Here is a 25,240-nt window from a genome sequence, read left to right on the forward strand (position 1 = left end):
CTTGTGGATGAACGAGATCGAACCGATGCTGGGCTGGCGGGTGCCATGGAGTCTTGCCCTCGGCCGGGACGACGTCGATCCCGGCGATCCGGGCCCTCAGGCAGTGAAGGTCTTTTTCGTAGTCGCGGTCACAGCCAGCTGTGATTCATGCAACAAGCATGCCGCTCACACGACACGCTGTCAAGTAAAACTTCAGCGAGAAAAGTGAGTGGTCTCAGTCACAGCTCCTCGGCTATCCTGAATGGCATGGCAACCCTTCGTGAAGCGCAAAAGCAGCAGACGCGCCAGCTGCTCCTGGACAAGGGTCTGGAGCTCTTCGAATCCAAGGGCTACCCGGCTACCACCATCGACGACATCGCCTCCGCGGCGGGCACAACGAGGACGACGTTCTACCTGCATTTTTCGTCCAAAGCGGAGCTCATGTCCGAATTGATCACCACGGTGGACCAGATCCTCACGACGGTGGACAACCCGCCCCTTTCGACCGTGGTTGAGCTGGGCCGGCGGGACCTGGTGCGTGCGTGGCTCGACAGCAAGTTCGACCAGTGGCAGGTCATCCGCCCCTACATTCTTGTCGCGCATCAGGCGGCGGCGGGAGAGCCCGAGGTCGCCGACAAGATCGAGTCCTGGTTCGAGGACGTCACGGCGTCGATGCGGGAAGGGCTAGACCGAGCCGGACGCTTCAGTCCCGAATCCCGCCGGGTCCGGTGCGTGCTTGCTTTCGGCCAGTTCGAGTTCCTCTCGCGCCGCTGGTTCCTCTCGGGCTGGACCTCGGACCGCGAGGTTTGCCTGGAGACGCTCACGGATTCCTGGTGCCATTTGCTGACGGATGCCGGCCAGGCTGCTGCGGGCTAGGGCCTTGGTCGTCTAGCTCAACCAGGCCGAAGGCGCCCGCGAACCAACCGAGATGCCTGAGCCAGCGCGCATCAGGGCCCGCAGGATGCGAGGATGAGGCGTGCCGGACTCAACGTTGCTCAACCTCGGACCGGCCAGCTGGGTCCTTCTCGCGGTGCTCCTGCTCGGCGCGGCAGCCGTCTGGCGTTTCGCGCTCTCCGGCGGCTTCCGCCATGTCTTCGCCGCCGGGATCAGGGCGCTGCTGCAGCTGGCACTGGTCGCGCTAATCATCTCCCGGGTCTCAGGGAACCCGCTCCTTGCCCTGCTCCTGGTCGCCGTGATGTTCGCCGTGGCCACCTGGACCTCGGGCCGTCGCGTGGCCCAAAAGGGACGCTGGTGGATGGCCGCCCTGCCAATTGCCGCGGGAGTGCTGCCGACGGGGCTGCTCATGTTCGCCAGCGGTGTCCTGCCTGCCGACGCCCTGGCCCTGATCGCCGTCCTGGGCCAGCAGATCGGCGGAGCCATGGCCACCACCACCGTGGCCGGCCGGCGTATCGAGGCCGAGCTTTCCACCCGCCGCGGCGAAGTCGAAGCCGGTGCCGCCCTGGGGCTCACCTGGCCCCAGGCGAGGATGCTTATCGCCGGTCCGGTGGCAGGCGAGGCCGTCCTGCCGAGCATCGACCAGGCCCGAACCGCCGGAACCGTCACGCTGCCCGGCGCGTTTGTCGGCCTGATCCTGGGCGGAGCCGACCCCTTCAGCGCGGCGCTGGTGCAGCTCCTCGTGCTGATCTCCCTGCTGCTCGTCAACACCGTGGCCGCGTGGACCACGCTCCAGTTGAGCGCCCGGGCGGGCTGGCGGCCGCTGCCAAGGTGACGATCCAATGGGCCCGCCGGGAAGTCAGGTTCCGCAGAAGGTCCGGTAGGGTCCGAAGCTTTCCGGAGCCGGCGCGGCATAGAGTTCCAGGCCGGGGCGCTCGTCATAGGGCCGAGTGACCGCTTCCAGGAGCGACCCGAACGGCTGAAGGTCGTCCTCCGTCGCGGCGGCCAGCGCCTCCTCGACCAGATGGTTCCGCGGAATGTAGGCGGGATTGACCCGGTCCATCGCATCCGCGTCCGGACCGGTTGCGCGCCAGCGGTCGACCCACGCATCGAAATCGGACGGGTCGGGAAACAGGCACCGCGCCGCTTGGAGGTTGCCCCGGGCGGCAGCCCCCAGGCTCCGGAAGAAGGACGTGTAGTCGGGGCCGGCCGCCTGCAACAGGGAGACCACCCCGTCCACCAGGGACGAGGCGGTTTCCTCGTCCGCGCCGGCCGGCAGCCCGAGCTTGGCCCTCATGCCGGCGGACCACGCCTGGCTGTACTGTTCCCGGAAGCCTGCGAGGGACTCCTCGGCCGCGGCGACAGCCTCGTCCTCGGTGCCGGGGAAGAGCGGCAGGAGCGCCTCCGCCAGGCGGGCCAGGTTCCACTCCGCCACGACGGGCTGGTTGCGGTACGCATAGCGTCCGGCGTCGTCGATGGAACTGTAGACGGTGGCCGGATCGAAGGCGTCCATGAAGGCGCACGGCCCGTAGTCGATGGTCTCGCCCGAGATCGTCATGTTGTCCGTGTTCATGACGCCATGGATGAAGCCCACGAGCATCCAGCGCGCCACGAGCGTCGCCTGCGCGGCGACCACCGCCCGGAACAACGCCAGGTAGGGCGACTCTGCTTCCGCGGCGCCGGGATGGTGGCGGGCGATCGCATGGTCCGCCACTCGCCGCAGGAGATCGACGTCGCCGGTGGCCCGGGCGTACTGGAAGCTGCCCACCCGCAGATGGCTTTCCGCCACCCGGGCCAGCACCGCCCCGGGCAGCACGGTGTCCCGGCGCACCGGGCGGCCGGTCGCCACCACAGCTAGCGACCGGGTAGTGGGGATGCCGAGGGCGTGCATCGCCTCGCTGACGATGTACTCGCGCAGCATGGGACCGACGGCGGCAAACCCGTCCCCGCCGCGGGCAAACGGCGTGGGGCCGGAGCCCTTGAGATGGATATCGCGGAGGCGGCCGCCCCTGTCCTCGACCTCTCCGAGCAGGAGGGCGCGCCCGTCGCCGAGGCGCGGGGCGTAGAAGCCGAACTGGTGCCCGGCATAGGCCTGCGCCACCGGAGTGGCACCGTCCGGCAGCCGGTTTCCGGTCAGCAGCGCCAGCCCCTCCCCCGACCGCAGGAAGGCCGGGTCCAGCCCCAGCTGGCCGGCCAGCGGTTCGTTGAGGACCAGCAGGCGGGGATCGGCGATCTCCTCCGCCTGCCAGGGCAGGGCCAGTTCGGCCAGGTCCCGGGCGAACCGGCCGCCGAGCGTGAAAGTAGGCGAGGCTGCTGTGCTCATTCCTTAAAGCTACCCGCGTCCGCCGCCTCGGTGGCCGCCCGAGACGTTCCTGGCCGGGTCCTGCCCGCGGATCGGTCGAGGGCCTCAAGCAGCTCCGCCGCGATGGAGACGGCGATGGCGGCCGGAGCCTTGCCCGCAATACCGGGCAGGCCGACCGGACAGCGGATGCTGTCGACGTCGTCGTGCCCCTCCGCGAGCAGCCGCCTGCGGAACCGCGCCCACTTGGCGGCGGACCCGATCAGCCCGACGTCCAGGTCTCCTTGGTGCAGCGCGGCGTCGCACAGCAGGAAGTCCTCCGCGTGGTCGTGCGTCATGACGTACACGTGCGCGCCGGCGGGGAGGGCGCGGAGCACGGTCTCGGGAGCGGGGGCATGATGTACGACGACGGCGGCGGGTCCGGCGGTCACGTCCGCCAGCCGCAGCGGGTCGAGTTGCGCGGCGCGGCTGTCGACCAGGTGCAGGCGCACGCGCAGCCGGGAGAGGATGCGGGCGAGTTCGTAGCCGACGTGTCCGAGGCCGAAGATGGCGACGACGGGATCCACGTTCAGCGGTTCCAGCAGCACCTGCACCTCGCCGCCGCAGCACTGGCGGCCGTGGCGGTTCGCGACGTGCTCGTTGAGCGCGAAGGCCAGCGTCTCGGGGAGGCCGGCCCCTTCGGCGACCATGGCGCGGGCGCGGTCGATGACCTCGGCCTCGAGGTTGCCGCCGCCGACGCTGTCCCACGTGGCGTCCTGGGCTACGACCATCTTGGCCCCCGCCTCCCGCGGTGCATGCCCCCGCACCGAGACGACGGTGGCGAGCACGCCGGGCCGGCCCTCCTCGCGCAGGCTCCCTACGGCTTCCAGCCAATCCATGGCAACCGCCTCCTCACTCCCGGGCGCGCGGCGCGAGCCCGCGTTCCCGGCTCGGGGACCGGTCCGGACTGTGCTGCCGGGGCGGGCCTGCTGCCCCGCCCTCTTCGCCGGCAACCTGGCTGCCCGCTTCGGCGGCGGCATCCCCGAGCGTTTCCGCGAGCGCGTCCCGCGCCCCCTGAAGCGCCCAGAACACGGCTTCCGGAGTGGCCGGGCTGGCCAGCTCAAGCGGCCGGTCCGCGGGCCCGAAGGCCCCGGCCGCCGCGCGCAGCGCCTCGCGCACGCTGAAGGCGAGCATCAGGGGCGGCTCCCCCACCGCCTTCGAGCCGTACACCACGCCGCTCTCGGTGGCCCGTTCGTAGAGATGGACGTTGAGCACGTCCGGCATCTCGGAGAAGGCGGGCAGCTTGTAGGTGCTCGCCGCCTGCGTCGCCAGCCTGCCCCGATCCGGCCCGTCCGAGGTGTCCCAGCGCAGCTCCTCGAGCGTGAGCCAGCCCGCGCCCTGGACGAACGCACCCTCGATCTGCCCAAGGTCCACCAGCGGCGAAAGGCTGTCCCCGACGTCGTGCACTATATCGGTGCGCAGGAACCGGTAGGCGCCGGTGAAGCCGTCCACCTCCACCTCGGAAACGGCGGCCCCGTAGGAGAAGTACTTGAACGGCTCGCCCTGCATCCGGGCGGCGTCCCAGTGGAGGCCCTCGGTGCGGTAGTAGCCGGCGGCGAACAGCGGGATGCGCTGGAAGTAGGCGTCGTTGACCACCTCCGCGAAGGCGAGGTCCTGGTCGTGGAAGCCGATCCCCGTGACGCGGCCGTCCACGAACCGCACGTCGTCGGGGTGGATGTTGAACCTGCGGGCGGCGACCTCGGCCAGCCTGTCCCGGATCTGGTCGCAGGCGTTCTTCACTGCCCCGCCGTTGAGGTCCGCCCCCGAGCTCGCGGCGGTGGCGGAGGTGTTCGGGACCTTGTCGGTGCGGGTCGGCGCGAGCCGCACGCCGCCCAGCGGGATGCCGAGCGCGGTGGCGGCTACCTGGCGCATCTTGGTGTGCAGGCCCTGGCCCATCTCCGTGCCGCCGTGGTTGATCAGCACCGAGCCGTCCTTGTAGACGTGCACCAGCGCGCCGGCCTGGTTGAAGGCCGTGAGATTAAAGGAGATGCCGAACTTCACCGGCGTCATCGCGATTCCGCGTTTGGTGTGCTCGTGCGCCTCATTAAAGCGGACGACGGCGGCGGCGCGGCTTTCGAGGTCGGCAAGCCGGGCGAGCCGGGTCCAGATGTCCAGCAGCCGCTCGGCGTGCCGGACCGGCTGGCCGTACGGCGTGCTCTGGCCGGGCACGTACAGGTTGCGGCGGCGCAGCTCGGTCGGGTCGATGCCTAGCGCCGGCGCGCAGCGGCCCAGGATGTCCTCGATGACGAGCATGCCCTGCGGCCCGCCGAACCCGCGGAACGCCGTCTGGGACGTCTTGTTGGTCTTCGCGATGCGCCCGTGGACCTCGATGTCCGGGATGAAGTAGGAGTTGTCGATGTGGCACAGCGCCCGGGCCAGTACCGGTTCGGAGAGGTCCAGGCACCACCCGCCGTCGGACGTGATGGTGGCGCGCAGCGCGAGGAGGCGGCCGTCGTCGTCGAACCCCACCTCCCAGTCGGCGTGGAACGGGTGCCGCTTGCCGGTCATGGTCATGTCCTGGGTGCGGTTGAGCCGCAGCCGCACCGGGCGGCCGGTCAGCACCGCGCCGAGCGCGGCCACCGCGGCGAGCCCGTGCGGCTGCATCTCCTTGCCGCCGAACCCCCCGCCCATGCGCAGGCACTGGACGGTGACCTCGCTGCTGGAGCGGCCGAGCACGTGGGCGGCGATCTCCTGGGTCTCCGACGGGTGCTGTGTGGAGGCGTGGATGAACACCTGCCCGGCCTCGTCCACGTAGGCCAGCGAGGCGTGGGTCTCGAGGTAGAAGTGCTCCTGGCCGCCGAGCTCGAAGGTCCCGGCGAAGCGGCGCGGGGCGGCTTCGAGCGCGTCGGCAGCATCGCCCCGGGAGAGCGTGGGCTGGTGGCCCTGGAAGCTGCCGGCTGCGATCGCCTCGGTGAGGGTCAGCAGCGAGGGCAGCACCTCGTACTCGACCTCGACGGCGGCGGCACCCAGGCGGGCGGCCTCCAGCGTCTCGCCCAGCACCCAGCAGACGGCGTGCCCGTAGTACATCACCTCGCCGGGGAAGAGCGGCTCGTCCTCCTTGGTGCCTGCGTCATTGGTGCCGGGGACGTCCGCGGCGGTCAGGACGCGGACGACGCCGGGAACCGCCATTGCGCCTTCGGTGCGGAGGGCGGCGACACGGGCATGGGCGTGCGGCGCCTGGACCGGCCAGGCATGGAGGCACCCGGGCATGCGGCCGACCAGGTCATCCGTGTAGAGCGCCGTCCCGGTCACGTGCAGCGCGGCGCTCTCGTGCGGGACGGTCAGGCCGACCGCGGGATTGACGGGCCGTTCGGCGAGCGACTTCATCGGGCGGCCTCCGGCTCCGCCAGGCTTTCGGCGCAGAAGCGCAGCATCGCCTGCTCCAGCATGGCGGTGCGGTAGCGGGCGCTGGCCCGGTGGTCATCCAGGGGCGTGCCCTCGCCGGCCATGGCGGCAGATGCCGCCGCGGCGACCTCCGCGGTCGGTTCCTTGCCGGCCAGCGCTTCCTCTGCAGCCCGGGCGCGGATCGGGGTCGCTGCCACGCCGCCGAGGCCGATGCGCACATCGGTGACCAGTCCGCCGTCGTACCTTGCCGCAAACGCGACGGCGACGGAGGAGATGTCGTCGAAGCGGCGCTTGGCGATCTTGTGGAATGCGGTGCGGGCGGCCAGCGGAAGCGGGATGCGGACGGCCCGGATGATCTCGCCCGGTTCGCGCACGCTCCGCCGGTAGCCGGTGAAGTAGTCGGCGAGCGCCACCTCCCGCTCGCCCCGTTTCGACGCCAGCACCAGGGTGGCGTCGAGTGCCAGCAGGACGGGTGCGGCGTCGCCGATCGGCGAGGCGGTCCCGAGGTTGCCGCCGAGCGTGGCGCTGTTCCGGATCAGCGGGGAGGCGAACTGCGGGAAGAGCCGGCCGAGCAGCGGGACGCGCCCGTCCAGCCCGCGCTCGATCTCGCTGAGGGTCAGGGCGGCGCCGATCTCGACGTATCCGGCGCCTTCGTGGAGCCCGCGCAGCTCAGCCAGCCGGTCCACCGCGAGGATCAGCGGCGGCCGTGAATGGCGGAGGTTGCGCTCGACGCCGATGTCCGTGGCGCCGGCGACGAGCAGGGCGTCCGGCTGCTGCTCGAGCCGGTCGAGCAGCTCCCCGAGGGTCGCGGGGCGGACGAATTCCGAGCCGCCGGCAGCGGAACGGGTGGGCCGGGCGGCGGGCGGCGCCGCGGCACGGCGCGCGGCCAGCGGATCCTCCTCCGCGGGATCGCCCAGGGCATAGGCCGCGTCCCGGATGGGCCGGTAGCCGGTACAGCGGCACAGGTTGCCGCTCAGCGCGTGCAGGTCGAAGCCGTTGGGTCCGTGGTGCGGCTCCGGTTCGCTGGACCCGCCGGCGGCCGGGCGCTCGGGCCGGTAGTACTCGGCGGCCATGGCGCAGACGAACCCCGGGGTGCAGTAGCCGCACTGCGATCCGCCGCGGTCGGCCATCTCGCGCTGGACCGGGTGCAGGTCTTCGGCCGCGATCACTCCGGCGGCGGTGCCGAGCCCCTCGGACGTGACGATTTCCCCGCCGTCGAAGGCCGGGGCCGGCGGCAGACACGAGTTGATAGCCGTCCACCGGGTCCGGGCCGGGCCGTCCGGCCGGGCGACCAGCACGGCGCAGGCCCCGCACTCGCCCTCTGCGCAGCCCTCCTTGGCGCCGGTCAGGCCCTCGCCGCGCAGCCAGTCCAGCAAGCTGACGTTCGGGCCCGCCGCGGACCTTCGCGCCAGGCCGTTGACGGTCACGTCGATCGGCTCCATCGCCTCACGCTCCTCATCCGACGGGATGTGTCCCTACCGATGAGCCTAGTGGCTGCCCTGCGGGACCTCCAGAGCCCGCGGCTTCCCGCGCAAGGACCGGGCCGGGAACAACGCCGGGAGCGGCGTGGGGGCCCGGCTCGGGGAATGAATCGGGGCCGCCGCGCGGTTGCCTAAGATGTTCTCTTGGACAAGGTGCGGCAGCTTCCTGCCGGAGCAAGATTGACGACGGCGAGGAGCTGATTGACGATGGCCACGAGCGGCCTGCTGGCGCTGATGCGCGAGGACCTCAAGGCCGCCCGGGCCCAGGATCCCGCGGCCAACTCCGACCTCGAAGTCGCAGGGGCTTACTCCGGCGTGCACGCGGTCTGGGCCCACCGGATTGCCCACGCGATGTGGCGCCGGCCCGGCCTGCGGACGCCCGCGCGGCTGCTCTCCCAGTTCACCCGGTTCCTCACCGGCATCGAGATCCACCCCGCGGCGACCCTCGGCCGGCGCATCTTCCTCGATCACGGCACCAAGATCGTCATCGGCGAAACCGCCATCGTCGGGGACGACGTGATGATGTACCAGGGTGTCACGCTCGGCGGCCGCGCATTGGACAAGACCAAGCGCCACCCCACGATCGGCAACCGGGTGATGCTCGGCTCCGGCTGCCGCATCCTGGGACCCGTGACCATAGGCGACGACTGCGCGATAGGCGCGAACGCCGTCGTCGTCACCGATATCCCGGCCGGTTCCGTGGCGATCGGGATCCCGGCGCAGTTCCGCCCGAAGGACGGCAACTACCCCTGGGATCCGCGGCTCGACCTGATCGATCCGGCCTTCCTCCTCTAGGCCCGAGCCGGGGCCGCGGAAACACCCCCAGGGGTACCGCCCGGCAAACCTCAGCGGTAACGTGACGAGCAGACCGGCTCAGCGAGGAGGATGATTCCGGCATGGAAGTCGTCACGATCGAAACACCGCAGCTCGGCGACCGCACCTACCTGGTCCACGACGGCGAGGTCGGAGTCGTCATCGACCCCCAACGGGACACCGACCGGGTTGAGAAAGCCGTCTCCGACGCCGGGGTGCGCATCACCCACGTCGCCGAGACCCACATCCACAACGACTACGTCACCGGCGGACTGCAGCTGGCCAGGGACCACGATGCGGTGTACCTGGTCAATGCCGCCGACGACGTCCCATACAGCCGCCAGCCGATCTCCGACGGAGAAACGGTGCAGGTCGGCAGGCTGGTCCTCAAAGCGGTGGCCACTCCCGGACATACCCACCACCACCTCTCCTACCTTATTAACGACGGCGGGCGGCAGGCGGTGTTCTCCGGCGGCAGCCTGCTCTACGGCTCCGTGGGTCGCACCGATCTGGTCAGCGAGGAAGACACCGTCCCCCTCACCCATCATCAGTACGCCTCCGTCCGGCGGCTGGTGCAGCAAGCCAGCGATGATGCCGGGCTCTACCCCACGCACGGCTTCGGTTCCTTCTGCTCCTCCGGCCCGGCCAGCGGCGCGGACTCCTCCACCATCGGCGAGCAGCTGCGGGACAACCACGCCCTGACCGATGAGGACGAGGACCACTTTGTCCGTGAGCTCATCCACAACCTCACGGCCTACCCCTCGTACTACGCCCACATGGCGCCCATCAACATGGCCGGCCCCACTCCACCCAACCTTGAAGTGCCGGGTTCTTTGGCAGCGGACGAGCTGCAGTCCCGACTGGAGCAGGGCGAGTGGGTCGTCGACCTGCGGAACCGCGTCGCATTCGCCAACAACCACCTCAGCGGCAGCGTCAGCTTCGAATACGGCGACGGCACCAAGTTCACCGCGTTCCTCGGGTGGGTCCTGCCCTGGGACGAACAGCTGACGCTGGTCGGTGAACGCCGGGACGTCGAAAACGCCATCCGGGACCTCTCCCGCATCGGTATCGACAATCCGGACGCAGCCATCGGTGCCGGCCCGGCCGAACTCGCGCCCGAAGCAGCCACCTCGTCCTATGACAGCGTCGGCTGGCAGGAAGTACTGGGAAAACCCGAGAAGGACACCATCTTGGATGTCCGCCGCACGGACGAGTTCGAACAATCCCACATCGAAGGGGCAGTCAACATCCCGCTCCACGAACTGCTCCGGCGCATGGACGAAGTGCCCGCCGGGCGCCTGTGGGTGCACTGCGGCTCGGGATACCGTGCCTCTGTCGGCGCGAGCCTCCTGCAGCGGGCCACCCATGACGTCGTCCACATCGACGCCAAGTTCGAGGACGCCAAGAAAAGCGGACTCAAACTCAGCAGCTAACCGACGCTCACCCTCAACCGGAGGCATGAACACCATGGCCTACACGCACTCCATCACGGTCCCGCTTCCTTGGGATGACGCCCTCGCCCGCACCCGCGAAGCCCTGGCTGACCAGGGCTTTGGGGTCCTCACGGAAATCGACGTCCGGGCAACCTTCACCAAGAAGCTCGGACAGGACGCCGGCGACACGGTCGGCGACTACATCATCCTCGGCGCCTGCAACCCCCAGCTCGCCCAGCGCGGCATTACCGCCGAACCCCAACTGGGTGCGCTGCTGCCGTGCAACGTCGTCGTCCGCCGCCCACCCGGCGCCACCGAAACTACCGTGGAAACCGTCGACCCGCAGACCATGGTCCAACTCGCAGACAACGACGCCATCCGCGAGGTAGCCGACGACGCCGACCGCCGGCTAAAGGCTGCGCTGCAGGCCCTTTCCAGGTAAGTTCGGCTTCACCTCTCCGTATCGGCGGACGGTTGGCTGACCCGGATCCGTCCGATCCGCAGCCGGTCCATCGACAGCACGGTGAACATCCGTCCCTCGGCTTCCACCCGGTCACCGGTCCTCGGCATGCGGCCCAGCCGGTCGATCATGAAGCCGGCGACGGTCTCGTAGCCGCCCTCGGGCAGCCGGACCCCCGTAAGGGATGCGAACTCCTGCAGGATGAGGCCGCCGTCGATATCTATGGTGCCCCCGGACTTCCGGACCCTATCCTCCGGGTCCGCACCGGCGTCGTACTCGTCATAGATTTCCCCCACGAGTTCCTCCACTAGGTCCTCGAGGGTGAGGATGCCGTCCGTGCCGCCGTACTCGTCCACCACCAGGGCGATCTGATGGCCCTCCCGGCGCATCAGGGACAGCGACGGGAGCACCCGGTTGGTTCCGGGCAGGGGCAGCAGCTCCCGGATCATGCCGCGCACAGTGGCCCCGGGGTCCTCGCCAGGGTGCGGAATCAGGTCCCGGATGTGGATGAAGCCCAGCACGTCGTCCGGGGTCCTGCCGATCACCGGGTAGCGGGAAAACGGCAGGCTGCGGGTGAATTCACGCGCCTCGGCGAGCGTCATGCTTCCGTTGATGAACTGCACCTCGGTGCGCGGCCGCATGACCTCCTGCAGCAGCCGCTCTCCGGCCCCGAAGACGTCCGCCAGGATGCTGCGGCTGTCCTCCTCGAGGGCCTCGTTCTGCGACACCATGTCCCACAGTTCCTGGGTGGAGACCGACTCCTCGCGCTCGGACGGGTCCCGCCCGAGCAGGCGCAGCACTCCGTTGGTGGAAACCGAAAGCAGCCAGATGACGGGGCGCATGACGCGGGCGAAGACGTTCAGCGGCGGCGAGAGGATGCGGGTGAATCCGACGGCGGTCTGCATGGCGAGGCGTTTAGGCACCAGTTCGCCCAGCACCAGCGACAGGTAGGCCACGAAGATGGTCATGCCCACCAAGGCCGTCGTTTCCGCGACGCCGGCCGGCATGCCCCACCCCTCAAGCAGCGGGGAAATGTCCGGCGCGATCGTGGAGGCCCCGTAGGCGGCCGAAAAGAAGCCGGACAGCGTGACGCCGATCTGCACAGCCGAGAGGAAAGTATTGGGATTTCGGGCCAGCCCGGCCGTCCTCGCCCCGCGTTCCCCTGACTGCTCGATCCGGTGGATCTGGCTCTCGCGCAGGGAGACCAGGGCCATCTCCGTCCCGGCGAAGACACCGCCGAGCAACACAAAAAACAAGACCAAGGCAAGGTTCAGCCAGGTGTCGGCATCCATAGCCCGACAATACCCAACGTCAAACTGGGGACGCTTGCCCCTAGCGGGACCGCGCAGGCCGGGCCGACACTGCTCCTAACTGTCTCGCCCCGTAGGAGTTGAGCGCCATGAAACCCGGTCACATCATCATGCTCGTGCTGGGAATCCTGTTCTCGCTCGTCGGCCTCGCGCTGGCCGGCGGGGCGGCGTTCACCGGCGCGGTCCAGGCCGCGCAGGACAACGAGGGCTACCTCGTCTCGGACCATTCCCGGTTCACCGCGGATTCCCATGCCCTGGTCAGCGAGCCGCTGGAAGTCCTGCTGGACCAGGAACTGCCGCCCGGCGTGGAGGCCAATGACACTTTCGGCGTACTGCTGCGCGCGAGGGCGGCGAGCGCGGGCCGGGAGATCTTCATCGGCATCGCGCCGACCGCGCAGGTGGACGGCTACCTTGCGGGCGTCGCGCATTCGGTGGTTAACGACGTCGGCTTGGACCCTTTCGATCCCGACTACCGCCAGGTGCCGGGGACCCAAACGCCCGGCCCTCCCGGCGAGCAGGACTTCTGGGCCGTTTCGGCCTCGGGCACCGGCCGGCAGCAGATCCATTGGGACCTCCAGTCCGGGGACTGGACCGTCGTCGTGATGAATGCAGACGGCAGCCGGCCCGTTTCCGCTGACCTCGCCGCCGGGGTCAGGCTGGGGTTCCTCGGACCGCTGACCATCGGCCTGCTGATCACCGGCCTGGTCCTGCTGGTCATCGGGCTGCCGCTGCTCATCCTGGGGGCTGCCGGACTCGGCCGCCATCTGCCGCCCGGACCGGCCAACCGCCCGGCCTACCCGGACCACCCGCCGACCTATCCCGCGGCCGCCGCCGGCCCGCCCGGCGCGACGTACTGGAGCGGGCCGCCCCCACCCGGCTCAGGCAGTTCCGTCTCCACTCGGCCCGGCAGTCCATATCCGGCCCTGCTCTATGGCGAGCTTGACCCCGGGGTCTCGCGCTGGATGTGGCTGGTCAAATGGCTGCTGGCCATCCCGCACTACATCCTGCTGTTCTTCCTCTGGTTCGCGTTCGGCGTCGTCACGATCGTCGCAGGCTTCGCCATCCTCTTCACCGGCCGCTACCCCCACTCGCTCTTCCAGTTCTGCGTCGGCGTGGCGCGCTGGAACTGGCGCGTCGCCTTCTACGCCTACGGCGCCCTGGGAACGGACCGCTACCCGCCCTTCACCCTGGCCCCGCTGGCCTCGTACCCGGCGGAGTTCGACGTCGCATATCCCCACCGCCTCTCCAACGGCCTGGTGCTGGTCAAGTGGTGGCTGCTGGCCATCCCGCACTATCTGGTGATCGCGGCGCTGACCGGCTCCGCCTACACCTGGTGGGCGGCGGGCGACGACTGGGGCGAGTACGTCCGCGTCAGCGGCCCGTCCCTGCTCGGCCTGCTGGTTCTCATCGCCGCCGTCATCCTGCTCTTCAGCGGAATCTACCGCCGGCCCCTGTTCGACCTCATCCTCGGCATTAACCGGTGGGTCTACCGAGTCCTCGCCTACGCGGCCCTCATGCGCGACGAATACCCGCCGTTCCGGTTGGACCAGGGGCCTGTGGATCCGCTCGCGCCCGCCGCGGCCCCCGGGCCGACACCTCCGCCGGGCATGGGGCCCGATCACCGAACCTAACCGGCCGAGGCCTCGATGAGGCGGTCCATGACGTAGCGCAGCGGGGGCCAGTTGCTCCGCCCCTTCCGCGTCTGCGCATAGGCGCGCAGCACCACTTCGGGCTGTTTCAGGGGGAGAATAACGACGCCGGGGCTTGGCTTCCGGTCCACGGGCAGCAGGCCGATGCCCAATTCCGCGGCGATGAGGTCCTCCACCAGGTCAAGGCTGTCCGCTTCGTGCCGGATCCCTGGCTCGAACCCCGCGAGGGATCCGATGATGCGCAGCACGTCCGCGTCCGCCCGGTTGCGCGAATTCCCGATCCAGTCCCGTTCGCGGAAGGCGGCGAAGACCGCGGGCGAGCTCTCGCGGCCGCGACCAGCATCGCTCAGCGGGACGCCCAGGCCCCAGGGCGTTGACCAGAGCGGCGTGAGGTCAAGCCGGGGGTCGCTGCCCAGTGCGGCCAGGCTGTAGTCATAGGTCAGCGCCAAGTCAACATCGTCGGCGAGCAGCATCTCCCTCGCCTCGGCCGGTTCGTGTTCGTGCACCGTGACCTGGAGCGAGGGGTGCCTGGCGGCGGCCTCCTGGATGATCGGCATGAGGCTGTGGCGGATGGCGGTGGCGAAACCTGCCACGCGCACGGTGCCCGCCGGCTCCGCGTCGGGCACCAGATCGGCGCGGGCGGCATCGACCGCCGCCAGGATCGTGACGGCATGGTCGGCGAGGCGCCGGCCGGCCGGGGTTAACCGCACGCCCCGGCCACTCGGTTCCAGCAGAGCCGTCCCGACTTCACGCGCGAGCGCGGCAATCTGCTGGGAGACCGTCGAAGTGGTCGTACCGAGGAGGTCGGCCACCTCGCGCATGGAGCCGCTGCGGGAGAACTCGAGAAAGGTCCGGAGACGCTTGGTGTCCACGAGAAGATTGTTCACATTTTCTGGACGGAATGCACGTATCCATCACGTGGACATGGACGAGCCGGGCCGGTCTACTGGATGCCATGGTCCCTTCCCTTCCCGTTTCCCGCGCCGCCACCGGCACCGCCATGGCGGGCGCCGCCATGTGCTGCGTCCAGTTGGGCCTGGCGGTGTCCGTCGGCCTCGTGGACCGGCTGGGCCCCGGAGGGGTCGCCTGGCTGCGGCTGGCCTGCGCGGCACTTCTGGTGGTCATATTCACCCGGCCGTGGCGGTTGCGGTTCAGTGCCGGCGCCCTGCGTACGTGCACGTGGCTGGGTGTGGCTACTGCCGGCATGACTATCCTGTTCATGGCTGCCGCGGAGCGGCTCCCGCTGGGCACGGCGGTCGCCTTGGAATTCCTTGGCCCGCTAGGGGTGGCGGTGGCCCGCGGCAAGGGAGCTTCGCGCCTCTGGGCTGTGGTGGCCGGCGCGGGCGTGCTGGCGCTGACCGAACCGTGGCACGGGCAGACGGATGTGCCGGGCATCCTGTTCGCGCTGGGGGCGGCGACCTGCTGGGCGGCCTACATCCTGCTCACGCAGCGCGCGGGCGATGAGGTGGCGGGCATCCACGCGCTGGCCGTCTCCATGCCGGTCGCCGCGATCGTCGCAACGATTACCGTGGGCCCGTCAACCTTCGGCCACCTCGATCCGGCTCTTCTCCTCGCCGGATTCGGATTGGCGCTGCTGCTGCCCGTAGTTCCCTTCAGCCTGGAGATGCTGGCGCTGCGCCGGTTGAGCACCGCCGCCTTCGGAACCCTGATGTGCCTGGAGCCGGCGATCGGCCTCGCCGTGGGGCTGGTCTTCCTCGGCCAGGTTCCCGGACCCGCGGCGATCCTCGGCATCGCCCTGGTCGTCGCTGCAGGTATCGGAGCCACCCGCACGGGGGGACGCACAGCCGCGCCCGGCGACCCGGAGGCTCTCCGCACGCCGTCGAACGCGGACGCAGACGCCCGGCAGTAGCCGGGACCAAGGTCCCGTCTTTACCCAGCCCCTACTTGTGAAAGGCAGTTCGGCTATATGATGAAAACCTAAATTAGTGGATCAACGAAAGCCGTGCAGCCTTGCCAGACAAGCCCGCTTCCCACGCCCCGCTGTACGAGGTCAAAGCCAACCTGTTCAAGGGCCTGGCCCACCCCATCCGGATCCGCCTGCTCGAGCTGCTGGCCGAGGCGCCGTCGGTCTCCGTGACCGACCTGATCGCGGGAACCGGCCAGGAAGCCTCGAACATCTCGCAGCATCTCGGCGTCCTCCGCCGGCACCACCTGGTCGTTGCGGAGCGCCGGGGACTGCAGGTCTTCTACAGCCTCGCCTACCCGCAGGTGGCAGAGCTGCTGACCGTGGCCCGGAGCTTCCTGACGCAGGTGCTGGCGACCACGCAGAAGAACCTCGAACTGTCCATGGCCCCCGGGCCGCCGGCGCCGGAGCCGGAGCCGCCCTCGGGACGGGCGCCAGAGGCCCAGCCGTCAGAGGCCCGGCCAGAAGGGGCACGGCGATGAACCTGCTCGGTACCGCCCGCCAGCTGCTGCCGGGACCGGGAGATTATGCGCCGCTGCGGCGCAGCTGGAAGAACGATCTGGTCGCCGGCGTCACGGTCGGCATCGTGGCCCTGCCGCTGGCGCTGGCCTTCGGCGTCAGCTCCGGCGCGGGCGCGGCTGCCGGGCTGATCACGGCCATCGTGGCCGGCGTCGTGGCGGCCGTTTTCGGCGGGTCCAACGTGCAGGTCTCCGGACCGACCGGGGCCATGGTGGTGGTGCTCGCGCCGGTCATCGCGGCGCACGGCATGCAGTCGCTGGCTCTCGTGACTATCATGGCGGGCCTCGTCGTGCTGATCGCCGGCGCCCTCAGGCTCGGCCGGGCCGTGAGCTACATTCCGTGGCCGGTCATCGAGGGGTTCACCCTCGGCATCGCGGCCATCATCTTCCTGCAGCAGGTTCCGGCCGCGTTCGGCGTGCCCGCCGGCGCGAGCACCAACGCCGCGGTAGCCGCCTTCCAGTCGCTGCGGGCCACGGACTTCGCCACGCTGTTGTGGCCCGTAGCCCTGGTGCTGGTCGTTGCCGCCATCATGGTCCTGGCCCCGAAGCTCCATCCGCAGCTGCCCGGCTCCATCATCGGCATCGTCGTCGCCACGCTGCTGGCCGAGCTGGCCGGCCTTCCCGTCGCGAGGATCGGCGAACTGCCCGCCTCGCTGCCGGCGCCGTCCCTGCCCTTCGTGGACCCGGCCCTGGTCACGACCCTGCTCGGGCCGGCGCTGACCATTGCCGCGCTGGCCGCCATCGAGTCGCTGCTCTCCGCCCGGGTGGCCGCCTCCATCTCGGACACCGGCCCCTACGACGCGGACCGCGAGCTGGTCGGGCAGGGCCTGGCCTCCGTCGCCGCGGGCTTCTTCGGCGGAATGCCGGCCACCGGGGCCATCGCCCGCACCGCGGTGAACATCAGGGCAGGCGCCCAAACCCGCGCCTCCGCCGTCGTCCATGCCCTGGTGCTGCTCGCCGTCGTCTACCTCGCCACCGGACCGGTCTCCCGGATCCCGCTCGCCGCGCTATCCGGCGTGCTCATGGTGACCGCCTTCCGGATGGTCTCGCCGGCAACGCTGCGCAGCGTCATCGGTTCCACCCGCGCGGACACCATCACGTTCGTGGTGACGGCCGTCATCACCGTCTCCTTCGACCTGATCCAGGCCGTCGAGATCGGCGTCATCGTCGCCGCCTTCTTCGCCCTGCGCTCCCTGGCGAAAGCCAGCGGCGTGCACCGCGAGGAGCTCCCCGGCCCGGCCCGCGAGGGGGACGAGCAGATCGCGCTCTTCCGGCTCGACGGCGCGCTGTTCTTCGGCGCGGCCGAGCGGATGCTGGAGCGTGTCGGCGCCATCCGCAACGTCCAGGTGGTCATCATCCGCATGTCGCAGCTGCAGATCCTGGACGCGACCGGCGCCCGGGTGGTGGCCGAGCTCGTCACCGCTCTGGAGCGCCGCGGGGTCACCGTGCTCATCAAGGGGATCCAGGAGCGGCACCTGAAGCTCGCCGCACGGGTCGGCATGCTGGAGTCGCTGCGCCACCACAAGCACCTGTTCGCCGAGCTGGAACCGGCGGTGGAGCACGCCCGCAGCCACGTGCAGCGCGCCCGGCAGGCACAGTCCACTAACGACGGCGGTGCGTAACCTTGTCGAGCACCTCGCCGCACGTTGTCCTGCTCGGTCATCGGCCTCCGCTGCTCGTATCCGGTGCCTTACTATTCGGCCCTACCTGGCCGGCGCCTAGGTATGCGCCCGCGCCGGACCGGTGCTGAGCCGCACCCCGATCCTGCCTAGAGTAGAAAGGTGAGCTCCGAAGCAATGTCCCGACCCGCCGTCGTACGCAAGGCGAATCCCCTCCAGTGGCTGGTCGCGATGGCCAGCATCCCCATGGCCACGCTGGTAGCGCTGTGGGTGGTGGCCGGGCGGCTGCTCTTCGGAATCTCCGGGCCCATGGTCGCGATCTTGGGCTATAGCCTGGGTCCGGCGCTGTTCATCCTGCTGCTGATCGCCGGGGTGAAGACGACGGCTAACGCCCTGAAGGGCCGGCCCGACGGCGCACCGATTAAGACCTGCGCGCTGCTGCTGGTCGCCTGGCTGACGGCGATCGGATTCGGCTTCACCGTGCCGGACTTCGGCGAGGACGGGGGCTCGGTCATGACCGCGCTGGCCGGCGAATCCGCGCTGGGCATGTCGACCGCGCTGTGCAACCCGCTGGGCATCATCTCTGTCGGGCTCGCCATCACCGTCGCCGTGACGGCCTGGCGGGACGCCAAGTACGCCCGGCACTAAGCGTCGCTCCGCAGGCGCCCGGCGTCGCCCGCACGCCGTCCTCCTTCGCATGAGCAGGGCGGGACCTGCCACTTGCTGCACGAATTTGCTAGTCAGCCTGTATAGCTCTTTTGCACATCTGCGGGTCAAGATGCACAGATTGTCGACTCCATCAGTGACGGATTGCACGGTAGCCGCGGCTCAGGTCACACTCATTGGCAAGAGACCATGACGACCCGAGAGCACTGAGGAGTCCCGCCATGACCGCCGTCGCAGACCGCCCCGCGAACACCGCCGCCACCACCCTCGCTACTGAGGCCACCGCTACCGTTCCCCAGGCCGTGGCCCGGGTCGTGCGCGAGCGTGCCACCGCCCTCTTCGGGCTGATGGGCAACGGCAACGCCCACCTGATCAGCGAGCTGACCAGCACCGGCTTCCCCTTCGTCACCGTGCGCCATGAGGCCGGTGCGGTGGCCGCCGCGGATGCGTACTTCCGCGCGTCTGGGAAGCCGGCCACGGCCACCGTCACCTACGGCGCCGGGTTCACGAATACCCTCACCGCCCTGTCCGAGGCTGCCATCGCCCGGATCCCGCTGATCCTGATCGTCGGTGACGCCCCCGCATCCGGCCCGCGCTTCTTCGATGTCGACCAGGTCGGCATGGCGGCCGCTGCCGGAGTCGAGACGGTGCGCCTGGACGCCCAGGACCCGGCCGCCCGGGTCCGTGACGCCTACGACCGCGCCGCGGCGGAATCCCGGCCGATCGTCGTCGCCATCCCGTATGACCTGGTGGAGGTCCCGGTGCAGGCCGTCACGCAGCCGGCCGAAGCGCTGCACCTCACGACGCCGGCCCCCGCCACGCCTGCGGCCGCGGAGCTGGAGCCGCTGGCCGCCGCGCTGCGCGGCGCCGAGCGGCCACTGATCATTGCCGGCCGCGGCGTCGTCGACTCCGCCGGGGCCCCCGAGGCCCTGCGCCGGCTGGCCGACGGGCTGGGTGCCTTCATCGCCACCTCCGTGATGGCCCGCCATGTGGCCGGGCCCGAGGGCGATCTGGGCATCGCCGGCGGTTTCGCCCGGCCGGAGCGCGTGGAGATCATGCGCCGGGCCGACGTCGTGCTGGTCGTCGGAGCGAGCATGAACCCGTTCCAGATGCGCTACGGGACCCTCGTGTCCGAGGACGCCACCGTGCTCCAGGTGGACTCCCGCGCCGGCCAGCGTCATGAGCGCACGGACCGCTTCCTCCTCGCTGACGCCGGAACCGCACTGGCGGCCCTGGCGGCGGCGTTTGGCGCCACACCGCAGGAGAACGGCCGCCCCGACGGCGGCTGGCGCGCCCGCCAGCCCATGCCGGCGGCCCCGCGCGTGGAGGACATGCGCGAGGACGGCTCCGTGGAGGACGGACTGGCCCCGGACGGCCGGCTGAACCCGCGGACGATGGCGCTGGCGCTGGAGGGCATCCTGCCCCGCGAGCGCACGTTCGTGCAGGATGGCGGGCACTTCATCGGGTGGATCCCGCTGATGTGCTCGGTGCCGGATGCGCGTTCCCACCTGTTCGTCGGCACGGCGTTCCAGTCGATCGGGCTGGGCTTCCCCTCGGCCGTGGGTGCCGCGGTGGCCCGCCCCGAACGGACCACCGTGCTGGTGACCGGCGATGGCGGCGGGCTGATGGCCCTGGCCGACTTCGAGAGCTTCGTGCGCCAGGCACGCAGCGGCGTGGTGGTCGTGTTCAACGACGCTGCCTACGGTGCCGAGCTGCACCAGTACGCCGCCCGCGGACTGGATGAAACGGCCATGCTCATCGAGGAGGTGGACTTCGCCGCTCTGGGCCGGGCCTTCGGCGCCGAGGGCGTCAAGGCCCGGGGCCTGCAGGACCTGGAGGCGCTTAAGGCCTGGGTGTCCCGCGGCGCTGAAGGCGTGTTCGTGCTGGACCTGCCCATCTCCCAGGACGTGGTCGCCGAGTACATGGCCGAGTCGATGGCCGGTGCCCAACCCGCGCCGCGTCCGCTGCCGGTCGGCTGAATCGCGGTTCCCCGCCATCGAGTGCGGGGGCGTGCCACCAACCGCTCATCATCCGGCGGTCCATGGATGCCTTCGGAATGGGGTTTCAACCCGATCGGGTCATCCATGGGCGGGATCCCCGGGCAGCGGTCGGGGCCGGTTCCGGATCGTGGGATTCACCCCGGCTTGCGCACCACGCGTTCGGTGATGTGTGCCTCCCAGCCGCCGGCTGACTGCGCGTAGAGCCGGTATTCGCCCGGTGCAGCACGGACGGTGACCTTCCCGGCAGCGGCCTTCATCGTGGAGATGATCGGCTCGGTGAAGTTTGGCACGGCCTTGGTTCCGGCCGGCAGCAGGTAGATGAACCCGGCGCCGTCCAGGGTGTAGCTGATGGTCAGCGCATCCCCGCTGACCAGGAACTTCTCGGACGGCCCCGCGCCGGTCCGGGCCGAGAGCGTCGCTACTTCCTGCCACTCCCAGTCGGGCTCCGCCGGCGGGAAGAGCGCGGTAAGTACAGATAGCGTGGTCCGGCCGGCACCGGCCGTCAGCTTTCCCGTATAAGGGCCCGCAGCGGACACGGCTGCCACACCGGTCCCCAGGATCACGGCCAGCGACACCGCCACGGCCAGTACCCTGTGGCTGCGCCGGCCCTTCATCGGATGCCCTCTGCCGTCCACGGCATATCCGGCCGCCACCGCGAGCAGGTCCCCGGCCCACCAGAAGCCGGCACCGCCCACGGTGAGCAGTTTCAGCGCCCCGGTGACCGGGCGGCCGCGGTGGAACCGGTCCACGCCCAGGACACCCAGGAATAGGGACAGCGCCCAGTTGGTGCGGAAGTCCTTCAACTCGGGCAGGTCCACCGGGAACGGCCCGTATTCCTCCGCCGTAGACCGGCGGGGACGGGCGGGCGCACCTGCCTCGGAGTAGGGCCCCGGCGCCGGTTCGGGCGCCGGACCTGATGGGAGGCCGGAAGGCGCCAGCGGCGGCACGACGGAAAGCCCGCCGACGTCGAGGGATGGTGCTGGACGGTGCGGCTCCGACGCAATGCCGCCAGCGGCGCGGTCACCTTCGGAAGCATCCATGATGGCCACGGCATCTAAATGTTCCGCGGACGGTACGTATTCGCCATGACCCCGTCGGCCATATGCTCAGATTACATCCCCCGCCCCATAGCCGGGACGGGCCGAGCGGGAACGACGAGGCCTCGCATATCCGATGTTTGCCACAACCACATCAGGTCCCATCAAAGGTTCAAATTTCTGTTTCTGAGACTCGCATAAGTGCGGCACATTGGCACATCGCGCTCGAGTCGCGGGCTACAACCGGAAAAGTCCTGCTGTTCCCAACCGGCTCTGAATGACGCGCTGATCCGCTAGGGCAAGTCAACCTGGTCGAGGTCGACTCTAGCGATCTTCACAGGTATATCTCCGTTCTTTCGGCGGTCATTGTGGGGCCTGGCACGTTGACGGACAGCGGGACAAGAACCAGCCTCCCGGTCTGCTTCCTGGCGAGGAAGTCCTGTGCCTTGGCAATGTCGGCACCGGCACCGTCATGACTCCGAGCGCGACGCGACGCTGTTACCCTTGCTCGAGGTCGCGGCAGGAAAACGAACCGGATGGGCCGACTACCTTGAAGCGGTCTCCTTCGGCCTCGGCGCACTCGGCTGGAGCACCCGCACCGGAGCCGAACTGGAACCGAAAACCGTCCAAGCACTCCTCATCGACGCCCGAGACATCCTGCTGAACCTCGGCATCTTCGACAACCGCTTCGGGCTCAAAGCAAACACCGCCAAGATGCCAGGGCAAGCCTTCGCCCGCGCAGCACTTCGTTCATAACCACTCACAACCAGCAAAACACCCACCCCGCGGCGCCCCACGTTCTCCGAGGCTAAGCCGAGCCATTGAAGCAGTTGTATTCGCAGGTTCCCAATACGCCGGCTCACCAGCAAAACTCTGCGTGTCTCAGTGAATGAATCCATTCGACACAATTCCCTCCAATGGAGTCACCAAAGAACCCTCGGTGGCGGCGCCAATCTGGAGTCCCGATCGCACCTCCCGTTGACCTGACTCCCTCCATAGGCTTGAAATTGACGACCAAAGTAGCTCATCATTTCGCTTCATAGTGGAACGACCGACCGATCAGCAGGCAAAGCGAGGAAAACGGTGAAGCAGTGTCATACCTCCGACGACGGCGCCGCGACCTGCCAACGCAGTTTAGATCCCAGCGATTCCCCCGGGCGCCTTACGATCAACCAATTACTACTTGAGAGCCGCACCGGGCTCGAGCGTGTTCACGCTTCGGATCTTGAGCGGGAGATGACGGCGGGCGCCCTTATTGTTGACACACGGCCGGTCGATCAGCGAGACCGCGACGGTGATCTTCCGGGAGCGGTCGTCATTGACCGAAACGTTCTCGAGTGGCGACTCGATCCTTCCAGCCCCCACCGGCTCCCGATCGCCGACGACCCCGCGCGGCGGATCGTGGTCGTCTGCAATGAGGGCTACAGCTCCAGCCTCGCCGCACACACCCTGCAACGGCTGGGGCTGACCCGTGCGACCGACCTTATCGGCGGTTTCCAAGCCTGGGCAGCACTGCGCAAGCAGTCCGACTAAATAAGGTGCCTGCCCGGGCAATTTTCCTCACACCTGCGCCCTGCGCTTTCAACAGCGCTATCTCCTCACGTTCTTCGAACGACAGGTACCGGCCTTTGAGCGCTGTGAGCATGAACGTCGGCATGCCGCCACGATCCCGGAACCAGCGCGTTCCAGCCGCTTGCGTCACGCCAACCGAAATCGCCGCCGCGTCACTCGTGCACCCCGTCGTGATCGCACGCCAGAACGCCCGCTCAGTGTCGCGCCGTATGACGGCTTCCACGGCGATTCCATCGGGGACCTGCCCGTCAACGCCTTCATCCAGCCCGCCGGCCTGCCCATCACTACCTCCAGAATCGAGGCGTTGCGACAACCGGTTGAATTCGTCCTCTGAACCGCGGTCTGCGTGGTGGTGTTGGACATAGCGGTGCTGCTCCGGCCGCTAAACGGCCGAGTGAGCGCGGCGGTCCCCACGCCCCCTCAGCCGCGCGCGCTATGGCGCCCCGTGGGGTTTAGCCGTGGGGACGTCTTCCGGGCCCTCTACCGGGACCTCCTCGGTGACGGCGCCGGCCACGCGGCGGTCCCATGCAGTTATGACCGCCGGATCCGTTCGCCGGCTCAGCAGCGAGACCGCGAAGTAGGCCACCAGGGCGGCAATCAGGCCGTAATAGATCGGCTCGTTGGCGTAGACACCGTCGTACTGGTTCTCGGCATTGACCTCCAGCACGATCATCGTCGCCAGCGTGACCACGGTGCCGACGGCCATCGCGGCCGCGGCGCCGAGGCCGGTGCCGCGCTTCCAGAGCAGACCGCCGAGGATCGGAATCAGCAGCCCGCCGACCAGGATGTCGTAGGAAATGGTCAGCGCCGCGACCACGTCTTGGACCACGATGGCCAAGGCGATCACCAGCACGCCCAGGCCCAGCACATACCAGCGGCTGCCCTGGACATCGTGCTCCGGGTTTTCCCCGTGTTCGTGGTGGATTGGCTTGCCGAACCAGGAACGGACGAACGGTACCACGTCGGCCTTGGCCACGGTGGCCGCAGCAATCAGAGCCCCGGAGGCGGTGGACATCATCGCGGCGACCGCGGCGGCCAGCACGAGGCCGCCGATGCCGATCGGCAGGATGTTGATGGCCACATCGGCGTACACATCGTCCGTGACCTCAATGTTGGGCAGTACCACCGAGGCGGCCATGCCGATCAGCGCCCCGGCCACGCCGTAGAGGATGCAGTAAACGCCGGCCGTGGTCCCGCCCCAGCGGGCTACCTGCGGGGTCCGGGCGGTGAACACCCGCTGCCAGATGTCCTGGCCGATCAGCAGGCCGAGGGTGTAGACCACGAAGTAAGTGATGATGGTCTGAACACCGATTCCGGTGATGTCGAAGAAGGATTCGTCAACGCGATGGCGGATCCCCTCCAGCCCGCCCGCCCGGGCGAAGGAGAATGGCAGCATCAGCAGGAATACGCCGATGGTCTTGATCACGAACTGGGCCATGTCCGCTAGCGTGATCGACCACATGCCGCCGATCGTGGAATAGATCAGCACGATCGCACCGCCGACGACGATAGCCAGCCAGCGTTCCCACCCGAAGAGCACTACCAGAATGGTGGCGTACGCGCCGGTCGAGGTGGCGCAGAGCATCAGGGTGTAGGCCAGCATTACTATGCCGGAGACCTTGGTGGCACTAACGCCATAGCGCAGGGTGAGCATCTGGGCCACTGTGTAGATCTTCAGCCGCTGTAGCGTCGGGGCGAAGAACAGGCTCAGCACCAGTACCCCGGTGCCGATCGCAACCACCAGCCACATACCCGAGATGCCGAACTTGTAGCCAAGCCCCACGCCTCCGACCGTGGACGCCCCGCCGAGGACGACGGCGGCCATGGTGCCGGTGTACAGCACGCCGCCGAGGCGGCGCCCTGCAACCAGATAATCGCTGTTGTTCTTGGTGCGGGACTTACCCCACCAGCCGAAAAGCAGCATCGAGACGAGGTATGCGACAACGATTCCGCCATTGACAAGTTGTCCGTCCATGGATGCTCCCGCTAGTCAGATATTGAAGGACTTGGGTGGATTGCCCTGGGGGCAACAATTGTTGAGTATTAGGCTATTCATGTGACGCGGCCCACGTCAACCTCCTTATGCGACGGGCATCAACGCCGCCGGCGGAGGGAAACAGCGAGGAGCGGAGATCTGCTGTGAAAGCACTGCCCTTGGAGCCGACCAACTCCCCCTTGACCATCGGCTGCCGCATCCGGGCC

General features: G+C 69.1%; 22 protein-coding genes and 1 pseudogene. 14 read left to right on the forward strand and 9 right to left on the reverse strand.

What is annotated here, in order from left to right:
* The first annotated feature begins 7 nt into the window (after positions 1-7).
* From OC550_RS16255 to OC550_RS16265, 3 genes are all read left to right on the forward strand, one after another.
* A complete protein-coding gene (locus tag OC550_RS16255; protein ID WP_262106955.1) occupies positions 8-208 on the forward strand; it encodes a hypothetical protein in 201 nt (66 codons plus the stop codon).
* Positions 209-246: 38 nt separating this feature from the next.
* Positions 247-855 carry a TetR/AcrR family transcriptional regulator gene (locus tag OC550_RS16260; RefSeq protein ID WP_262106956.1) on the forward strand — a complete coding sequence of 203 codons (609 nt, stop codon included), beginning with the start codon at positions 247-249 and terminating at the stop codon, positions 853-855.
* A 100-nt stretch (positions 856-955) separates the two neighbouring features.
* Positions 956-1,708: an ABC transporter permease gene (locus tag OC550_RS16265; protein WP_262106957.1), complete on the forward strand. Its 753-nt coding sequence runs from the start codon at positions 956-958 to the stop codon at positions 1,706-1,708.
* A 24-nt stretch (positions 1,709-1,732) separates the two neighbouring features.
* Here OC550_RS16265 and OC550_RS16270 read toward each other — a convergent pair whose 3' ends face one another.
* Genes OC550_RS16270 through OC550_RS16285 form a run of 4 tightly spaced genes read right to left on the reverse strand, consistent with a single transcriptional unit; the run spans position 1,733 to position 7,998 of the window.
* Complete coding sequence (locus OC550_RS16270; protein ID WP_262106958.1) at positions 1,733-3,196, reverse strand: YdiU family protein; 1,464 nt, start codon at positions 3,194-3,196, stop codon at positions 1,733-1,735.
* Positions 3,193-4,050 carry a xanthine dehydrogenase accessory protein XdhC gene (xdhC, locus tag OC550_RS16275; RefSeq protein WP_262106959.1) on the reverse strand — a complete coding sequence of 286 codons (858 nt, stop codon included), beginning with the start codon at positions 4,048-4,050 and terminating at the stop codon, positions 3,193-3,195. The genes OC550_RS16270 and xdhC overlap by 4 nt, the downstream gene beginning before the upstream one ends.
* A 13-nt stretch (positions 4,051-4,063) precedes the next feature.
* On the reverse strand, positions 4,064-6,538 hold the full coding sequence (gene xdhB / locus OC550_RS16280) for a xanthine dehydrogenase molybdopterin binding subunit (RefSeq protein WP_262106960.1): 2,475 nt from the start codon (positions 6,536-6,538) through the stop codon (positions 4,064-4,066).
* Positions 6,535-7,998, reverse strand: a complete 1,464-nt coding sequence (locus tag OC550_RS16285) for a xanthine dehydrogenase small subunit (protein ID WP_262106961.1) — start codon at positions 7,996-7,998, stop codon at positions 6,535-6,537. The genes xdhB and OC550_RS16285 overlap by 4 nt, the downstream gene beginning before the upstream one ends.
* Positions 7,999-8,244: 246 nt before the next feature.
* Here OC550_RS16285 and epsC point away from each other — a divergent pair, with 246 nt between their 5' ends.
* From epsC to OC550_RS16300, 3 genes are all read left to right on the forward strand, one after another.
* Positions 8,245-8,832, forward strand: a complete 588-nt coding sequence (gene epsC / locus OC550_RS16290) for a serine O-acetyltransferase EpsC (protein WP_262106962.1) — start codon at positions 8,245-8,247, stop codon at positions 8,830-8,832.
* Positions 8,833-8,933: 101 nt separating this feature from the next.
* Positions 8,934-10,283, forward strand: coding sequence for a rhodanese-like domain-containing protein (locus OC550_RS16295; protein ID WP_262106963.1), 1,350 nt, complete (start codon positions 8,934-8,936; stop codon positions 10,281-10,283).
* A 34-nt stretch (positions 10,284-10,317) separates the two neighbouring features.
* Positions 10,318-10,725 carry a DUF302 domain-containing protein gene (locus OC550_RS16300; protein ID WP_262107190.1) on the forward strand — a complete coding sequence of 136 codons (408 nt, stop codon included), beginning with the start codon at positions 10,318-10,320 and terminating at the stop codon, positions 10,723-10,725.
* An 8-nt stretch (positions 10,726-10,733) separates the two neighbouring features.
* On the opposite strand, the gene OC550_RS16305 is transcribed toward OC550_RS16300, so the two are convergent.
* Complete coding sequence (locus OC550_RS16305) at positions 10,734-12,035, reverse strand: hemolysin family protein (protein WP_262106964.1); 1,302 nt, start codon at positions 12,033-12,035, stop codon at positions 10,734-10,736.
* Between the two features lie 107 nt (positions 12,036-12,142).
* Here OC550_RS16305 and OC550_RS16310 point away from each other — a divergent pair, with 107 nt between their 5' ends.
* Positions 12,143-13,684, forward strand: a complete 1,542-nt coding sequence (locus OC550_RS16310) for a DUF4389 domain-containing protein (RefSeq protein WP_262106965.1) — start codon at positions 12,143-12,145, stop codon at positions 13,682-13,684.
* Here OC550_RS16310 and OC550_RS16315 read toward each other — a convergent pair.
* A complete protein-coding gene (locus OC550_RS16315) occupies positions 13,681-14,574 on the reverse strand; it encodes a LysR family transcriptional regulator (protein WP_262106966.1) in 894 nt (297 codons plus the stop codon). The genes OC550_RS16310 and OC550_RS16315 overlap by 4 nt on opposite strands.
* Positions 14,575-14,657: 83 nt before the next feature.
* Between OC550_RS16315 and OC550_RS16320 the strand changes: the two genes are divergently transcribed.
* The 5 genes from OC550_RS16320 to OC550_RS16340 all read left to right on the forward strand — a co-directional run bounded on the left by OC550_RS16320 (position 14,658) and on the right by OC550_RS16340 (position 20,408).
* Positions 14,658-15,572: a DMT family transporter gene (locus OC550_RS16320; RefSeq protein WP_262106967.1), complete on the forward strand. Its 915-nt coding sequence runs from the start codon at positions 14,658-14,660 to the stop codon at positions 15,570-15,572.
* A gap of 101 nt (positions 15,573-15,673) precedes the next feature.
* On the forward strand, positions 15,674-16,108 hold the full coding sequence (locus OC550_RS16325; RefSeq protein WP_262106968.1) for a helix-turn-helix transcriptional regulator: 435 nt from the start codon (positions 15,674-15,676) through the stop codon (positions 16,106-16,108).
* The gene (locus OC550_RS16330; protein WP_262106969.1) at positions 16,105-17,766 is read left to right on the forward strand and encodes a SulP family inorganic anion transporter; all 1,662 of its coding nucleotides are present in this window, start codon (positions 16,105-16,107) and stop codon (positions 17,764-17,766) included. The genes OC550_RS16325 and OC550_RS16330 overlap by 4 nt, the downstream gene beginning before the upstream one ends.
* 159 nt (positions 17,767-17,925) lie before the next feature.
* Positions 17,926-18,411: a hypothetical protein gene (locus OC550_RS16335; RefSeq protein ID WP_262106970.1), complete on the forward strand. Its 486-nt coding sequence runs from the start codon at positions 17,926-17,928 to the stop codon at positions 18,409-18,411.
* A 239-nt stretch (positions 18,412-18,650) separates the two neighbouring features.
* On the forward strand, positions 18,651-20,408 hold the full coding sequence (locus OC550_RS16340) for a thiamine pyrophosphate-binding protein (protein ID WP_262106971.1): 1,758 nt from the start codon (positions 18,651-18,653) through the stop codon (positions 20,406-20,408).
* A gap of 155 nt (positions 20,409-20,563) precedes the next feature.
* Here the strand turns inward: OC550_RS16340 and OC550_RS16345 are convergent, their stop codons facing one another.
* Positions 20,564-21,469 (reverse strand): TM2 domain-containing protein, encoded by a 906-nt coding sequence (locus tag OC550_RS16345; protein WP_262106972.1) that lies wholly within the window; start codon positions 21,467-21,469, stop codon positions 20,564-20,566.
* Between the two features lie 501 nt (positions 21,470-21,970).
* Here OC550_RS16345 and OC550_RS16350 point away from each other — a divergent pair.
* A complete protein-coding gene (locus OC550_RS16350) occupies positions 21,971-22,222 on the forward strand; it encodes a hypothetical protein (RefSeq protein ID WP_262106973.1) in 252 nt (83 codons plus the stop codon).
* Between the two features lie 327 nt (positions 22,223-22,549).
* A complete protein-coding gene (locus tag OC550_RS16355; RefSeq protein WP_262106974.1) occupies positions 22,550-22,999 on the forward strand; it encodes a rhodanese-like domain-containing protein in 450 nt (149 codons plus the stop codon).
* Positions 23,000-23,012: 13 nt separating this feature from the next.
* On the opposite strand, the pseudogene OC550_RS16360 reads toward OC550_RS16355, so the two are convergent.
* Positions 23,013-23,299, reverse strand: a pseudogene (locus OC550_RS16360) (helix-turn-helix domain-containing protein); the annotation flags it as partial.
* Positions 23,300-23,471: 172 nt separating this feature from the next.
* Positions 23,472-25,013: a sodium:solute symporter gene (locus OC550_RS16365; protein WP_262106975.1), complete on the reverse strand. Its 1,542-nt coding sequence runs from the start codon at positions 25,011-25,013 to the stop codon at positions 23,472-23,474.
* Between the last annotated feature and the right edge of the window lie 227 nt (positions 25,014-25,240).

Origin of the sequence: Arthrobacter sp. Marseille-P9274, assembly GCF_946892675.1 — a bacterium.
Lineage (GTDB): Bacteria > Actinomycetota > Actinomycetes > Actinomycetales > Micrococcaceae > Crystallibacter.